We start from the raw sequence: 15,435 nt of genomic DNA on the forward strand, positions 1-15,435 counted from the left end.
CTAGTTATGGAATAAGCTGCTTAAATTCGCCGCAAGTAAACAAAATAATACGAGGCCCAATGGCGCAAAAAAGTTTGACACAACAAAGAGTCGAACACGCGCAGGGGGCTTCTTAATACTTTAGGAATCCGATGCACTGGAAATAGCATAACACCCTGTTGCTGTTCTAATACAAACAAACCCTCTATAGCTTGCTGAAGCTCCGGTAAACTTAAAGCGGTATTCCCGTGCCAACCCTCTTTTTTATACTTCACCAACTGTCGGCGAGCAGCTGAAGGAAAATCAATAATGAGAACGCCCCTTGGTTGTAGAATACGATGCGCTTCTTGCAGCACTTGCTTAATAGTATGCTTCTCAAGATGGAAGAATACATGCAGGCTAAAGGCTGCTTGAAAGCTTTGATCTAGAAATGGCGTGTTGGTAATTGAGGCTTGGATCAGTTGATGTTTAGGAAATTTATGCAGGGCTTGAGTGAGCATCTGCTCACTAAAATCAACGCCGTAATGCGCATATTGTAAAAACCGCCCTGTCCCACAACCTAAGTCTATGCTTGCTGTTGGTGCAGCACCCTGTAGCCAAGCTTGCATGATTTGGTGTTCCTGAGCATGTAAGTATTGTCCATAAGAATTACCAAACCTATTTGCATCATAGTCGCTCGCTAGTTGATCGTAATAGTGCTGAATCGACTGCTTATTCATAGCTTGAATTTATATGAGAATTTGCGGCTGAAGGTTTATTAGCTGCTAGTGTATAGCACGAATTAGCGAGCACCTGACCTGAATCGGTTAGAGCCTGCACTATCACATAAGCCTCACCATATTCTCGTTCAAAACTGACTAACTGCTTATTGATAGGTGCTGCGGCATAAAGTCTAGCCGTTAATGTTTTCCCTTCAATTTGTAACCACAACACCAAAGGTACTGTTAGGCTATTTTCCAACCGCAAATCCTTATACCCAAATACAACGGTGGCATCATCACCCAAGGGGGTAAATCGTTCTGACTCCTGATAAATATCCACCGAATGATGATGTCGCTCGATAATTTTCAGATTCGCGATTAAAGCCAAGTGATACAAAATACTTGATAGCTGACAGAGGCCACCACCAAAATCTTGCTGTAATTTGCCCCCAATGATATTTCGCCCTTCTCGATAGCCCCGCTGTTGTGACGCCTCACCCAAAACCTGCCAAAACGACAAAACTTCCTTGGGTCGCCATAGCAACAAATGTAATTGCTCAGCACCTAAGTGGATATTATGTAGTTTATTTTCTAAGAGTGTGGAAGGCATGATCGGCTGCATCAACTCAAGGTAATAAGGATAATCACTTAAATTGGAGGTTTTATGCTTCACCCAACGAAAGGCCAAGCCTTGTTGCAGATCACGAGTGAAACGTATGAATTGTCTAAGCCTTCGTTTTAGTTTTTTCAAGATTTTAGGTTTAACTCTTAAAGCTTAGTTCATGGAGCATGATTAGTCTCAAAATCCACCTGCAATCAAGTAAATCTATACCAGCATCATGCCCTGCAATCAATGCTTAGCTACGTAAATCTACCAATCCTTGCTGCCAAATCGCCTGCATACGCCCACCGATCAGCGTAAATTCTTCATGCTCTTGTTGATAGGCCACTAACTCCGGTAAAGCAGTTTCTAAGCCATGCATTACCCAATCCAATAACTGGCTAGCACGACGCTCAGTTAGGCTACAAAAGCGCCGTGCAAAGTTAATTAACTCAGCACGTGCCGGAAATTGCTTACTCGCTCCAAATAGCAAAGCAAGGCTATCATTTGGAATATAGGGGGTAGTGGACACAATATCGTAAGCCGGTGCAAAACTAACCTCAGCTTCAGGGTTAGCATAGATCACCCCGAAATTCTTCAAATGTGCGTCACCATTACGTACTGCACAAGTCAGAGCCAAAGAGAGGAAAAACTGCTCCAATGCATCATGGACTCGATGCGGCGAGACAAACTGCCGAATCCGCAAGGCTATATCTTGATAGCTACCCACATATTTATCATCGGTGGCTAAGCCATTCAGAACACAGAAATCCTCAAAGCCTACATAAGCCCCTTTACCGTCTAAATCAAAGCGCTTAACAATTAATAAACGCCCTTGCGCAGCTAATTCAAATTCAGGTACTTCTAAACCAGCATATTGCGCAGCCTTTAAACAAAAATATTCATTGGCGGCTAATTGCGGAAAACGCTCAGGATTCCAAGCTTTGACAATATGCGTGGAATCCTTATAGCTGATTTGCTCCACTTCCTGCATAGCCGCCGCTACGGTAGCCTCATCGCGCACTAATACTTTAGGTTGTACGCCTGAAATCCCTGAATAACGTCCAAAGCGTTGCAAAAGATCCATGAATAAATCTTCGCTGCCTGTATAAGTCTGTAGCTCTTGTACACTTTGCAAAGGCACTTCCAGGGGTTGCCCACCCGTTTCAGCAATCCGCACCCGCCCAATTTGGGAATGCCCAACAATTGCTAACAAACTTAGATCATCAAAATGCTGCACTGTCTTTTGAAAATTATTGCGCAGCATTTCGCGTAATTCACCCTCCGGTAAATTCATTTGAAAAATCGGATGTACACCCTGTTGAAAGCTATATTGGTCAGGTAAGACCGGCATTGTCAGAGAAATAGCTTGGGATTCTTCAGCGTGGGGCAAATAATTGAATAGATAAGTACGTGCTTGTAATTCACTACGCCCCAATACTCCAACCCGCTCTTTGCCTGCAAAAATATCTAACTGTTGAGTGCTCATGTGTTTCCTTTACCACGTTTACGCTGATCGGCCTCTGAGACTAAAGTATGCAAAGTGGGTCGTTTGGTTTGGCGGATTTGTACTTGTAATTCCAGTCCCAATAAAGAGCAGAGTGCAATGATTTTGCGAATACCAATTTCATTGATAGTGCCATTTTCAATCGCCGACACCGTCGCACGGCTCATCCCGAGCTGATCACCTAATTCAGCTTGAGTCCATTGCTTTTGTTTACGTGCCTGCTTTAAGGCTTTACCGAGTTCTTCTAGATTCATGCATTGTATATAGTGCATTTTTAAGTAATAGACAATCAATGCATTCCATATAATGCATTTAGCTAGGGTAACTCTATCTCTGATGGGTACATATTAATTATTTACAGCCTATACTCTTTACATTAGAAAATTCTAATATTATGATTATCTCAACTTAAAGATAAACAAACAGAGATTCTGTTAGGAGATTCGATCATGAAATTACAAACCATCGCTTTCGCTGCTTTGATTGCTTTATCAGGCGCTGCTTCTGCTGAATTCTTTGATAATGGCATGGGTAATGGCAACGGTTCTACCGCGGGTAATGGCACTGCTTATACTAATGGTGCAGGTAATGGCTGGGGCACAGGCAAAGGTAATATAGATGGTTGGGGTAGAGGCAAAGGCAATGCCGACGGCGAAGTTGAATTCCAAATTACATTCAAAGGCAAAGGCAAGTCAGATATGAATGCTGATATGGCTGGTAAAGGTAATGGCGACACCAACGGCTATTTAGCAGGCAATGGTAATGGCTGGGGCAATACTTACGGTAATGGTTACGGCTTCAGCAATACTGCATCGAATGGTGGCTATCCTTATGGTTCAATGGCTTACTACCAGCCACAGATGATGCCAATGCCACCAATGGCGGCTCCAGCTCCAGCAGTACCTGCTGCACCTGTTGCTCAGCCACCTGTAGTTGCTCCTACAGCTCCAGCGCCTGTCACTGCTCAATAAATTAACACACTCCTCCTAGTGTTCAATATCCCTAGCAAGTGTGTCAGTTTCGGCTGGCACTCTTGCCTTTTAGTGCTGCAAAAAAGGCAACAAGGCTGTATTTAAAGCTGCATAGCCTTGTACATTCAAATGCAACAAATCTCGGCTGTAATCAGGTTTAATCAAATCTATTTCCCCTTGAAGCACACTAAAAGTATCAAATATTTGCACACCTTCACCCGCTAAACTGGCAATAAAGGTATTCATCTCCCGAATCGCTGGCGCTACGGCATCTGACCAAACCAAACGCCGTTCTAAGGGTACTTTCCCTACTGGGAAAATGGTGGTAATCAATACTCGACTACCATCCGCTCGAGCTTGCTGCACTATCCATTGCAGATTAACTTTAAGCTGCTCAACAATAGCAGTCTGCCTTTCTGGAAATAAAGGCAGTGTTTTTAGATCATTCACGCCCAATTGCAAAACGATTAAATCCGCTTTTAAAGGCTGCACATGTGCTACATAACGCAAACGAATTTGCGCGGAAGTTTGATCCCCAATCCCACGATTTAAAAACTCTACACCTTCCGCTTCTGGAGCAGGCCAACTCAAAGCACGTGAATCTCCAAACAAAACCACACGCTTTAAAGCGGAATTCTTGGGAAGATTTTCTGGATAAACTGACAATTGTAGGGGATCTAAACGCACTGCATTTTCTTTTTTATACAGATACTTAACCGCCCATACACCAGCTACATTAACCGCTATAGACACTAAAAATAAAATTAGAAATAAATACTTCATCAGGCTCAACTCAAAGAAAAACACTCTAGAGTTTAGTGATCTTTTGTTAAAATCACCGCGCTTATTTTATCTGCGGAGCTATCATGACTACCCCCACGCGCTTAGATATCGCCATGCCTGATGACTGGCATGTGCACTTACGCCACGGCGAAATGCTAGAAAAAGTCTTACCGTATACTGCAGCGCATTTTGGGCGAGCGATTGTCATGCCGAACTTGCAACCGCCTGTAGTTCGCACTGCGGATGCGCAAGCCTATCGCGAAGCGATCTTAGCTGCTTTACCTACAAATCAGTGCTTTCAGCCTTTAATGACCTTATATATGACTGAAACCACCGAAGCCGCCGATGTAAAAGCGGGCTTTGAATCGGGTCTAGTCACAGCAGTTAAACTCTATCCAGCCGGTGCTACGACCAACTCCGCAGCCGGAGTCAAAGATTTAGAGAAAATCTATCCAGTGCTTGAAGTGATGCAAGCCATTGGTATGCCTTTGCTAGTACATGGCGAAGTCGTTGATCCTGCTGTAGATATTTTTGATCGGGAAGCAGTGTTTATTGAAACCAAGTTGATTCCGCTACGGAAACAGTTTCCTAATCTAAAGCTTGTATTTGAACATTTGACTACTAAGGAGGGTGTCGATTATGTGCTGTCTTGTGATAGTCACACTGCTGCTAGCCTCACCCCCCATCATTTAGTGATTAATCGTAATGCTATGTTGGTAGGCGGAATTAAGCCACATTACTACTGCTTGCCAGTCGCGAAGCGTGAATCACATCGTCTAGCTTTGCGTGCTGCAGCAACAAGTGGTGATCGACGCTTCTTCTTAGGTACGGACTCAGCACCACATCCCATTCACGCCAAAGAAACCGCTTGTGGCTGCGCGGGGATTTTTAATGTAGCGAATGCACTGGCGATTACTGCGCAAGTATTTGAACAAGAACAGGCTTTAGACCAATTTGAAAGCTTTGTATCCCTCAATGGGGCTGCGTTTTATGGTTTGCCGGTGAATAAAGAGCGTTTAGTTTTAGAACGGCAATCAGAGCCGCAAGCTTTACCGGCTAACTTAAAACTCAGCCAGGCGGAAGTACAAGCTTTTGACCCGATGATGGATGTGTATTGGCAGGTTGTTTAAGGTAACTCAAGTTTCAACATACAAGATAACGACCTGATGACAAGTCGTTATCTGCAAATCGATATTAAACCGCTAAACCTGCCCGTTCTAACATCGCATGCAAAAGCACATTACATCCTGCGGTAATATGCTCCGGTTTAGCATCTTCAATTTCATTGTGGCTAATCCCATCTTTGCAGGGAATAAAGATCATGCCACTGGGGGCTAGGCGTGCCATATAGACGGCATCATGCCCTGCCCCTGAAACGGCTGGCATATTAGAGTAACCAAGTTTTTCCGCCGCTTTGGCAACCGCATTCACACAATCCGGATGGAAAGGTTGCGCGGGGTAGCTGGAGACCATTTCAATCTTGATTTCTAAGCCACGGCGCTTAGCGACCTCTGCTGCGAAAGCTTTTACCTCATCCGCCATTTGATCGACCAGTTCATCCGTGTGATTGCGTAGATCAATACTGAACTTCACCGTACCCGGAATCACATTACGGCTATTGGGATAGACTTGCACCATGCCGACTGTACCGCGTCCGTGCGGGGCATGACGTAGTGCACAGGCGACGATTTCCTGCATAATTTCGGCAGCACCTTGCATCGCATCTTTGCGCAAATGCATCGGGGTTGGCCCTGCATGAGCCTCCATCCCAACCACCGTGCAATCGAACCAACGAATTCCGAGCACAGCTTGCACCACGCCAATCGTTTTATCGTTGTCTTCGAGGACAGGGCCTTGCTCAATATGGGTTTCAAAATAAGTACCAATCGGATGATCACCCGGCTCTTGCTCACCGATATAACCAATCCGTTCCAATTCACTTTGTACTGTTTTACCTTCGGTGTCTTTCGCCGCATAAGCATGTTCAAGGGTAAACGCTTTGGCAAACACGCCCGACCCCATCATTACCGGCACAAAGCGCGAACCTTCTTCGTTCGTCCAAAAAGCCACTTCAATCGGCGCTTCCGTTTCGATTTTATAGTCGTTTAACGTGCGCACTACTTCTAAACCTGCCAGCACCCCATAGTTGCCATCGAACTTACCGCCTGTGGGTTGGGTGTCGATATGACTGCCAGTAACCACGGGGGGCAGCGCATTATTCCGCCCTGCACGACGCATAAAACCATTGCCAATTTTATCAATAGTAATCGTCATGCCTGCTTCTTGTGCCCATTTGAGCACTAGATCACGACCTTGCTTATCTAAGTCGGTGAGTGTTAAACGACAGACTCCCCCTTTCGGCGTTGCGCCAATTTGCGCTAGCTCCATCAGGGAATCCCACAGACGTTCGCCATTTACCCGTAGATTACTCATATCCAACTCTGTTTGCTGTTTCATCACATCCTCCTCAGCACCATTAGCGCTGCACAGCAGTTGGTTTTAAAGTTTCGCTACGCTTTTGCGCAGCGGTAAAATTCACCCCAAAGGCTGGACGTTTGATATAACGCCCCACGCCACGCTCTGCACGCAGATCGCCATCTACCCAAACCAACTTACCTTGGCTCAAGGTATGGCTAGGAATGCCTTGCACAGTGCGCCCTTCAAAGATATTAAAATCACCTTGGCTATGGTGAGTTTTGGCGGAAATAGTGCGCGAACCTTGCGGATCCCACAGCACTAAATCGGCATCCGCGCCAACTTGAATGCAGCCTTTTTGTGGATAGATATTGAATAATTTCGCTGCATTGGCGCTGGTAATAGCGACAAATTCGCTCGGGGTTAAGCGCCCCGTATTCACCCCTGCATCCCAGAGTACGGTCATGCGCTCTTCAACCCCGCCCGTACCATTCGGGATTTTGGCGAAATTATCTAAGCCTGCTGCTTTTTGCGCGGCACAGAAAGTACAGTGGTCGGTGGCGGTGGTATGTAATTGCCCAGACTGCAAGCCGCGCCACAAAGCCTCTTGATGCCCTTTCGGGCGGAAAGGTGGACTCATTACATGCGCAGCAGCAAAGGCAAAATCAGGATGACGATAGACACTATCATCAATCAATAAATGCCCCGCCAAAACCTCGCCATAGACACGCTGACCCCGCGCCCGCGCGCGTGAAATTGCATCAGCCGCTTCAATACAGGAGACATGCACAATATAAATCGGTACACCTAACACATCGGCAATCGCAATCGCCCGATTCGCTGCTTCACCTTCCACCATAGGCGGACGGGCAAGTGGGTGGCCTTCGGGGCCAGTGATCCCCATTTTCGCGACTTCTTGCTGGAGTAGATAAACCAACTCGCCATTTTCAGCATGGACAGTCGGCATTGCACCGAGTTCTAACGCACGCTTGAAGCTATTCACGAGGGTTTCGTCGTCACACATAATGGCATTTTTGTAGGCCATAAAATGCTTGAAACTATTTACGCCTTCTTCGCGTACCAGCTTGCCCATATCTTCATGGACTTGATCACTCCACCAGGTAATCGCGACATGAAAACTATAATCGCTGGCAGCTTTTTCTGCCCAACCACGCCAAGTTTGATAGGCTTCCATTACGGGCTGCTTTGGGCTTGGAATCACAAAGTCAATAATAGTGGTTGTGCCACCCGCCATGGCTGCCGCCGTACCCGTATAGAAATCATCGACTGTAACTGTGCCCATAAAGGGCAATTGCATATGCGTATGTGGATCAATCCCGCCCGGTACGATGTATTGCCCGCGCGCATCCAATGTTTGCGTACCTGCTGGGGCTAAATCCGCAGCCTGTTCGCCGACTGCTGCAATTTTGCCATCTACACAGAGTACATCAGCTTTGCGCTCGGCATCCGCATTTACCACCGTGCCGCCACGAATTAAGACTGCTGAACTCATGCTGTCGCTCCTCCCAATTTGGGCTGTTTTGATGCACTAATGTAATACACCACACCAGACACAAACAAACTGAAAAACCAGCCAAAACTAAACAAATCAATTAAGAATGTAGGCATAGCTTCTTTGGGGACAATACCTGCCACAGCTAGATAACCCGGTAAACAAGGAATAACACCGACTATAAAGGCAACGAGTGCCTGTAGGTTCCAACCATTACTATAAGCATAGCTACCTTGAGTACTATAAAGATCATCCACATTGAGCTGGCCTTTGCGAATGAGGTAATAATCCACTAATAGAATCCCTGCAATCGCCCCTAATAAAGTACCGTAGCCACCTAACCAGACAAAGAGATAATCGCCAGAAGTCGCCAATAGCTTCCAAGGCATAAACAACAAACCAATCACTGCGGCAATCAAGCCCCCGGTACGGAAGCTAATATATTTTGGCGCGACCTGACTGAAGTCATAAGACGGTGAAACTAAATTCGCAGCAACATTAGTGGTTAGATTAGCTAACAGAATGACTAATAAACCCACACCTGCTGCAAAACTACCGATTTGTGCGAGTAAAGCATCAGGGAATAATTGGGCTTTGCCATACAGGATTTGCGAAACGGAGAAACCAATAATCCCCATTAAAGAAAACAAGGCCATAGGAATGGGCAAACCAATAATTTGCCCTGCTTGTTGATCTTTCTGTGATCTAGCGAAGCGGGTGAAGTCAGGGATATTCAAGGCTAAAGTTGCCCAGAATCCGACTAAGCCAGTTAAAGCGGCCCATGTTTTGGGGCCACCCTCAACGACTTTGGCAGGTAAACTAAAAATTTGGCTGGGTGATACTTTGACAAAAGCCCAGATGACTAAAGCCACTGAGGCAGCAATCATTAAAGGAGCAGCATACACCTCTAATTTACGGATTGACTCTAAGCCATTCCAAATAAAATAGAGGTGCATGAGCCAAAAAATGAAAAAGGTCACGAATTGAGAGGTGCTAATAAACTGGCCTTCAGCGGGTCCTGCTAAATTCATTCCGAGCACATTTAAAAAACTATGCAGCGCTAAGCCCCCAAAATAGCAGTTAATTGAGAACCAACCACAAGCTACTAAGCCACGTAAGATGGCTGGTAAACTAGCGCCGCGCACTCCAAACGAAGCACGCGCAATCACTGGAAAGGGAATCCCATGTTGAGCACCAATTCGCCCCATTAGAATCATCGGAACCAACACAATACAGTTTGCGAGAAACACTAACCAAACCGCATGTTGCCAAGTGAAGCCTTGATCTAGCATCGAGCTAGCCATGGTATAAGTAGGCACACAAACCACCATCCCAACCCAGAGTGCTGCATAATCTTGCCAACGCCAATGTCGTTCAGCAAGAGCTGTGGGTTGTAGATCTTTATTGCTTAACGAATCGCTCATGTTTTATTCCTTCTTGTGGTTTAAAGGGTAAAGAACTCAACTTGGCTTAGTTTTTTCTCCTGCTAACTGGATTTAGTGAGTGGTATTTACGAACAACTGGCTCCGGGGTTATTAGGGTGAGTCGTCCAATTGGCATAATCACTGCTTACTGGATGGCCTGTGCGCTGATCGATTTCACCAGCTTGTAAAGCACGCATACTGATGCAATCGGGTACAGGGCAAACCGAGACACAGAGATTGCAACCGACGCATTCAGCCTCATTGATCTCAAAATGGCGCTCACCATTTTTCATGGCGAAAATAGCTTGATGTGAAGTGTCTTCGCAGACAATGTGGCAACGCCCGCATTGAATGCATAAATCCTGATTGATGACTGCTTTCTCAATGTAATTGAGATTGAGCTGATTCCAGTTTTTAACGGTGTGTACAGCTTTACCCACTAACTGATCAATCGACTGATAGCCATGACTATCCATAAAACTAGAAAGACCATCACAGAGGTCTTCGATGATCTTGAAACCGTACACCATTGCGGCAGTACAGACTTGTACCGTACCCGCGCCTAAGGTCAGGAACTCTGCTGCATCACGCCATGTAGTAATCCCACCAATCCCTGATATTGGTAAGCCAGCGGTTGCAGGGTCGCGTGCAATTTCCGCCACCATATTCAGCGCAATCGGTTTTACTGCATAACCGCAGTAACCACCATGCGAACCTGCACCATCAGTATTCGGATAAATCGCCATCTTTTCCAAATCCACACTCATAATGGAATTGATGGTATTAATCAGCGATACCGCATCCGCACCTCCAGCTTTAGCAGCACGCGCAGGCATACGAATATCGGTAATATTGGGGGTGAGTTTGACGATAATGGGTAAGCGGCTATATTGCTTACACCACTCGGTGACCATTTGAATATATTCAGGGACTTGTCCAACCGCCGAACCCATCCCGCGCTCACTCATCCCGTGCGGGCAACCAAAATTCAGCTCAATGCCATCGCAGCCCGTGTCTTCGACTTGCGGCAGGATGTTTTTCCAAGCTTGTTCGGTACACGGCACCATAATCGAGGCAATAATCGCCCGATCCGGAAAACGCTGTTTCACCCGTGCCATTTCTTCTAAATTAGCTTTTAACGGACGATCTGAAATCAACTCGATATTATTAAAGCCGATCACACGCCGGTCAGGGCCTAATAAAGCGGCATAGCGAGGGCCATGTACATTCACCACCGGTGGGTCTTCACCCACAGTTTTCCAAACCACGCCACCCCAACCTGCTTCCAAAGCACGCATCACATTGACTTCTTTATCGGTCGGCGGTGCTGAAGCCAACCAAAAGGGATTAGGACTTTTGATACCTAAGAAATTACTGCTTAAATCGGCCATGATTTGCTCCTCTCTTAGGCTGTTCTTAATACACGATCAATGTCGAGGGCAGCCAATTTTCCATGCTGCACCCCTTCTACGGTGAGGTCTTTGCCACCATAACGGCAATCTCCACCCGCCCAAACTTTAGCGTGACTGGTTTTGCCATTGGCATCGGTGAGAATTTTACCGCCTTGCATCTCCAAGCCCTCAAGCCCATGATTACTATCGAAGGTCTGACCAATCGCGCGCAGCACCATATCAGCCTCGAGCTGAAAGCTTTCTGGTAATGTTGTGAGTCGACCCTCCGTTAATTGGGTATATGCAAAACGTATTCCAGTGAGCTGTCCATCATCGTTCGTATGTAACTCTAAGGGGGCTGCCCAATGGCGAATTTTCACCCCATTACTTTTTGCCCACTCTTGCTCATATTCGGAAGCACTCATGCTTTCCTGTCCACGGCGGTACACAATCGTCACTTCTTCTGCACCTAACTTGCGGCTTTGTACGGCGGCATCAATCGCCGTCATCCCCCCACCAATCACCACGACTTTACGCCCCACTGGCAATTGGCTTAAATCCTCGGCTTGGCGTAAATCAGCAATAAACTCCACGGCATTGCGTAAGCCCAAAGAGTCTGGTTCGCTAATCCCTAACGCATTTACACCGGCTAAACCTAAGCCCAGAAATACGGCGTCGAAGCTTTGTAAAAGATCAGCGAAGAATACATCTTTACCCAAACGGGTATTGGTTTGAACGGTGATACCACCAATCGACAACAGCCATTCAATTTCTTGCTGGGCAAAATTATTCGGGGTTTTATAAGCGGCCAAACCATATTCATTTAAACCGCCTAATTTAGGTTTCGCTTCAAAGAGAGTCACGTGGTGGCCAAAACTGGCTAAGCGATGGGCGCAGGATAAACCCGCTGGTCCCGAGCCTACCACCGCGATTTTTTTGCCCGTATCAGCAGCACGTTTGAATAAAGGGGGTTCGGGTTTAGAAAAAAAGGTATCGGTGGCAAAACGTTGTAATAAACCAATTTCGACTGGCTTATCTTCGTTGGTATTACGCACACAAGCTTGCTCACATAAGACTTCGGTGGGGCAAACGCGGGCGCACATGCCACCTAACACATTCTCTTCCAAAATCTTAGCGGCAGCGCCACGCGGATTATCTTGCGCAATGCGTGCGATAAAGCTGGGAATATCGATACCGGTGGGACAAGCGGTTTGGCAGGGTGCTGCGAAACAATAATAACAACGTTCGGCTTCGATTTTGGCTTGGGTGGAATTGAGGGGAGGATGGGTGTCGGCGAAATTTTGTTGATAAGTAGTTAAATCCAGTCGTGCACTACAAATACCATTTCGTAAGCTAGCAAGCATAGATTTGATTCCCCTTCACTCGTTGTTAAGAGCTGGCAGAACTACCTTAATAAAATTTAAAGTAATTCTCTTTTTCTGTGGTTTAAGCTGAATGTTGGTAGTAACACCAGAGTTACTCCTAGAAACTAGTATAATTTTGAAATAATTCACGGTTAATTGAATAGTCAAAACTAAACTCTTACAAAACAAGCCAGTCAGCTTTAATTTTTTCATTGTGAAACAGCGCATTACTTAAATAAATTTCAAAAAAATTGAAATCAGTTTTAAATTTACTTAACCAAGCTGCAGCAAAATCGTGCTGAAAATGCCCTATAAAAAATCACAGTCTGGAATCTACTACAGCAACAATAGTTAAATCAGCCACTTAAAAACTGAGCAAAGCTCTATTTTGGAACATCCTGCCTCTTGTCCTACACAAGCTCGGCTAAACACTAGCAGTGACGCTTAGACTGACACAAAAAATCCTCAGTTTTTATGTTTAATAAAGACTAAACTAAATACATGAAATTTTAAATTTATTAAAAATAAAAGCTATCGCACTATAGCCCCATGATAATACCTTGGAGATCAGCATGAGCCAGTCCACTACTACCGATGCTTATTGGTTGCCATTTACCAGCAATCGGGCATTCAGAGCCGAACCACGTATGATTGTGGCAGCCGATGACCGCTATTATATTGATGATCGGGGTCGTAGAATTTTTGACGGTTTGTCAGGGCTTTGGACCTGCGGTTTAGGGCATGGCCAAGCCAAGATTAGTGAGGCGATTGCTAAACAAGCTCAAGAGTTAGATTACTCCCCTGCTTTCAATTTTGCCCATCCTAAGGCTTTTGCTTTAGCAGAGCGTATTACTACATTTATGCCAGCCGGTTTGAATCATGTGTTCTTTGGCTGTGGTGGCTCTGATGCAGTCGATAGCGCATTAAAAATTGCCCGCGCTTATTGGCGCAAACAAGGCCAAGCTTCCAAAACACGTTTGATCGGGCGTATTAAGGGCTATCACGGGGTGAACTTTGGGGGGATTAGTGTTGGCGGGATTGTGGGCAATCGCGCTCTGTATGGCCAAGGTATTGAAGCGGATCATTTACCACATACCATGACTGCTGCTAATGCCTTCTCCAAGGGTATGCCCGCGCAAGGCGCTGAACTGGCGAATGACTTATTGAATATGATCGCCCTACATGATGCCTCAAATATTGGTGCGGTTATTGTTGAGCCAATGGCTGGTTCGGCAGGTGTGATTCCACCACCTGTAGGCTATTTGCAGCGCCTTCGCGAAATCTGTACCCAACATAATATCTTGCTGATTTTTGATGAGGTTATCACTGCGTTTGGGCGAGTAGGTGCCAACACTGGCTCAGAAGCTTTTGGGGTAACCCCGGATATGCTCACTTTTGCTAAGCAGGTCACCAACGGTGCACAACCTTTAGGCGGGGTAGTGGTAAACGATAAAGTCTACCAATGCTTTATGGAAAAAAGCGGGGCTGAACACATGATTGAGTTGCCTCATGGTTATACCTACTCAGGCCACCCGATTGCTTGTGCCGCCGGCTTAGCTGCTTTGGATATTTTGGAAAGCGAGCAGATGATTGAGCGGGTTAAGGCAGCAGCACCGATCTTTGAAGAAGCTTGGCATGGGCTGAAAGGTTTGCCTTATGTCACTGACATTCGCAACTATGGCTTAGCAGGTGGTTTAACTCTGCAAGCACGTGAGGGCGATGCGGTGATTAGACCGTTTGAAGTCATGAAAAAGTGCTGGGAAAAAGGTTTCTATGTACGCAGTGGCGGCGACACCATTCAACTAGGCTTACCATTCACCATAGAACCGAAAGAAATTGATGCTTTGGTCAATGCCATTGGCGAATCGATCAAGGAGGTTAACTAATGAAAACGGTCGGCCACATCATTAATGGCGAATTACGCGAGGACACAGGTCGTACCCAACCGGTGTACAACCCCTCCACTGGCGAGGTGAGCAAACAGGTAGCACTCGCCTCGAAAGCGACTGTTGAAGCAGCGATTGCCGCGGCGCAAGCCGCTTTTCCGACATGGCGTGACACCCCACCGGCCAAACGCGCCCGGGTGATGTTCAAGTTCAAAGAACTACTGGAGCAACACGCATCAGCCATCAACCAATTAATCGGTGAAGAACATGGCAAGATAGCCCATGATGCCGGTGGTGAATTGCAGCGCGGTATCGAGAATGTCGAATTCGCCTGCTATGCCCCTGAATTGTTGAAGGGTGAGCACAGCCGCAATACCGGCCCAGGGATTGATTCGTGGAGTGAATTCCAACCCTTAGGTGTGGTCGCAGGCATTACTCCCTTCAACTTCCCCGCGATGGTTCCCTTGTGGATGTATCCCGCTGCTATTGTCTGTGGTAATACCTTTGTCCTGAAACCCTCTGAGCGTGATCCCAGCTCTACCCTGTTGATTGCTCAACTGGCGCAGGAAGCCGGTTTACCGCCAGGGGTGTTGAATGTAGTGAATGGTGACAAAGAAGCCGTCGATACCTTATTAAACGACCCTCGCATCCAAGCGGTGAGCTTTGTTGGCTCGACCCCGATTGCCGAATACATCTATTCAACAGCTACAAACAATGGCAAACGCTGCCAAGCCTTAGGCGGTGCTAAAAACCACGCTATTGTCTTAGAAGATGCCGACATGGATAATGCGGTCGCGCAATTAGTCGGTGCAGCGTTTGGTTCCTCCGGTGAGCGCTGTATGGCTTTATCCGTGGCGGTGGCGGTGGGTGATAAGGCCGCGAATGCTTTAGTCGAAAAGA

The 15,435-nt window shown here is 46.4% G+C and carries 14 protein-coding genes; 4 read left to right on the top strand and 10 right to left on the bottom strand.

The genetic code is table 11. From position 1 onward, the window contains the following. Nucleotides 1-20: 20 nt before the first annotated feature. From Q0230_RS05445 to Q0230_RS05460, 4 genes are all read right to left on the bottom strand, one after another. On the bottom strand, nucleotides 21-698 hold the full coding sequence (locus Q0230_RS05445) for a class I SAM-dependent methyltransferase (RefSeq protein WP_298608816.1): 678 nt from the start codon (nucleotides 696-698) through the stop codon (nucleotides 21-23). Beyond that, nucleotides 691-1,431, bottom strand: a complete 741-nt coding sequence (locus Q0230_RS05450; RefSeq protein WP_298608817.1) for a VanW family protein — start codon at nucleotides 1,429-1,431, stop codon at nucleotides 691-693. Before Q0230_RS05450 ends, Q0230_RS05445 begins: the two co-directional genes overlap by 8 nt. 106 nt (nucleotides 1,432-1,537) lie before the next feature. Next, entirely contained in the window at nucleotides 1,538-2,770 is a 1,233-nt protein-coding gene (locus Q0230_RS05455) for a type II toxin-antitoxin system HipA family toxin (protein WP_298608819.1), read from the bottom strand. Beyond that, nucleotides 2,767-3,042: a helix-turn-helix transcriptional regulator gene (locus Q0230_RS05460; protein ID WP_298608821.1), complete on the bottom strand. Its 276-nt coding sequence runs from the start codon at nucleotides 3,040-3,042 to the stop codon at nucleotides 2,767-2,769. Before Q0230_RS05460 ends, Q0230_RS05455 begins: the two co-directional genes overlap by 4 nt. Nucleotides 3,043-3,237: 195 nt before the next feature. On the opposite strand from Q0230_RS05460, the gene Q0230_RS05465 reads away from it, so the two are divergent. Then, nucleotides 3,238-3,759: a hypothetical protein gene (locus Q0230_RS05465; RefSeq protein ID WP_298608822.1), complete on the top strand. Its 522-nt coding sequence runs from the start codon at nucleotides 3,238-3,240 to the stop codon at nucleotides 3,757-3,759. A 69-nt stretch (nucleotides 3,760-3,828) separates the two neighbouring features. On the opposite strand, the gene Q0230_RS05470 is transcribed toward Q0230_RS05465, so the two are convergent. Then, on the bottom strand, nucleotides 3,829-4,542 hold the full coding sequence (locus Q0230_RS05470; protein WP_298608823.1) for an SGNH/GDSL hydrolase family protein: 714 nt from the start codon (nucleotides 4,540-4,542) through the stop codon (nucleotides 3,829-3,831). Between the two features lie 83 nt (nucleotides 4,543-4,625). On the opposite strand from Q0230_RS05470, the gene pyrC reads away from it, so the two are divergent. Continuing rightward, the gene (gene pyrC / locus Q0230_RS05475) at nucleotides 4,626-5,672 is read left to right on the top strand and encodes a dihydroorotase (RefSeq protein ID WP_298608824.1); all 1,047 of its coding nucleotides are present in this window, start codon (nucleotides 4,626-4,628) and stop codon (nucleotides 5,670-5,672) included. Nucleotides 5,673-5,736: 64 nt separating this feature from the next. Here pyrC and Q0230_RS05480 read toward each other — a convergent pair whose 3' ends face one another. From Q0230_RS05480 to Q0230_RS05500, 5 genes are all read right to left on the bottom strand, one after another. Next, a complete protein-coding gene (locus Q0230_RS05480) occupies nucleotides 5,737-6,999 on the bottom strand; it encodes a Zn-dependent hydrolase (RefSeq protein ID WP_298608826.1) in 1,263 nt (420 codons plus the stop codon). 19 nt (nucleotides 7,000-7,018) lie between these two features. Beyond that, on the bottom strand, nucleotides 7,019-8,470 hold the full coding sequence (gene hydA / locus Q0230_RS05485; protein WP_298608827.1) for a dihydropyrimidinase: 1,452 nt from the start codon (nucleotides 8,468-8,470) through the stop codon (nucleotides 7,019-7,021). Next, complete coding sequence (locus Q0230_RS05490; protein WP_298608829.1) at nucleotides 8,467-9,894, bottom strand: NCS1 family nucleobase:cation symporter-1; 1,428 nt, start codon at nucleotides 9,892-9,894, stop codon at nucleotides 8,467-8,469. The genes hydA and Q0230_RS05490 overlap by 4 nt, the downstream gene beginning before the upstream one ends. 86 nt (nucleotides 9,895-9,980) lie before the next feature. Further along, nucleotides 9,981-11,285: an NAD-dependent dihydropyrimidine dehydrogenase subunit PreA gene (gene preA, locus Q0230_RS05495; protein ID WP_298608831.1), complete on the bottom strand. Its 1,305-nt coding sequence runs from the start codon at nucleotides 11,283-11,285 to the stop codon at nucleotides 9,981-9,983. A gap of 14 nt (nucleotides 11,286-11,299) precedes the next feature. Then, nucleotides 11,300-12,649, bottom strand: coding sequence for an NAD(P)-dependent oxidoreductase (locus Q0230_RS05500; RefSeq protein ID WP_298608832.1), 1,350 nt, complete (start codon nucleotides 12,647-12,649; stop codon nucleotides 11,300-11,302). Nucleotides 12,650-13,221: 572 nt separating this feature from the next. Here Q0230_RS05500 and Q0230_RS05505 point away from each other — a divergent pair. Both Q0230_RS05505 and Q0230_RS05510 read left to right on the top strand, forming a co-directional pair. Beyond that, complete coding sequence (locus Q0230_RS05505) at nucleotides 13,222-14,535, top strand: aspartate aminotransferase family protein (RefSeq protein ID WP_298608833.1); 1,314 nt, start codon at nucleotides 13,222-13,224, stop codon at nucleotides 14,533-14,535. Continuing rightward, nucleotides 14,535-15,435 (top strand): aldehyde dehydrogenase family protein (locus tag Q0230_RS05510; RefSeq protein ID WP_298608834.1); only part of this gene is annotated, 901 nt, incomplete at its 3' end. The genes Q0230_RS05505 and Q0230_RS05510, both read left to right, overlap by 1 nt.

This window comes from uncultured Thiothrix sp. (assembly GCF_937876535.1).
Classification (GTDB): Bacteria; Pseudomonadota; Gammaproteobacteria; order Thiotrichales; family Thiotrichaceae; genus Thiolinea.

Coding starts and splice junctions, on each gene's coding strand:
- Q0230_RS05490 (WP_298608829.1), bottom strand. CDS start 9,894: ATGAGCGATTCGTTAAGCAATAAAGATCTACAACCCACAGCTCTTGCT.
- hydA (WP_298608827.1), bottom strand. CDS start 8,470: ATGAGTTCAGCAGTCTTAATTCGTGGCGGCACGGTGGTAAATGCGGAT.
- Q0230_RS05500 (WP_298608832.1), bottom strand. CDS start 12,649: ATGCTTGCTAGCTTACGAAATGGTATTTGTAGTGCACGACTGGATTTA.
- Q0230_RS05465 (WP_298608822.1), top strand. CDS start 3,238: ATGAAATTACAAACCATCGCTTTCGCTGCTTTGATTGCTTTATCAGGC.
- Q0230_RS05505 (WP_298608833.1), top strand. CDS start 13,222: ATGAGCCAGTCCACTACTACCGATGCTTATTGGTTGCCATTTACCAGC.
- Q0230_RS05460 (WP_298608821.1), bottom strand. CDS start 3,042: ATGAATCTAGAAGAACTCGGTAAAGCCTTAAAGCAGGCACGTAAACAA.
- Q0230_RS05445 (WP_298608816.1), bottom strand. CDS start 698: ATGAATAAGCAGTCGATTCAGCACTATTACGATCAACTAGCGAGCGAC.
- pyrC (WP_298608824.1), top strand. CDS start 4,626: ATGACTACCCCCACGCGCTTAGATATCGCCATGCCTGATGACTGGCAT.
- Q0230_RS05470 (WP_298608823.1), bottom strand. CDS start 4,542: ATGAAGTATTTATTTCTAATTTTATTTTTAGTGTCTATAGCGGTTAAT.
- Q0230_RS05455 (WP_298608819.1), bottom strand. CDS start 2,770: ATGAGCACTCAACAGTTAGATATTTTTGCAGGCAAAGAGCGGGTTGGA.
- Q0230_RS05480 (WP_298608826.1), bottom strand. CDS start 6,999: ATGAAACAGCAAACAGAGTTGGATATGAGTAATCTACGGGTAAATGGC.
- preA (WP_298608831.1), bottom strand. CDS start 11,285: ATGGCCGATTTAAGCAGTAATTTCTTAGGTATCAAAAGTCCTAATCCC.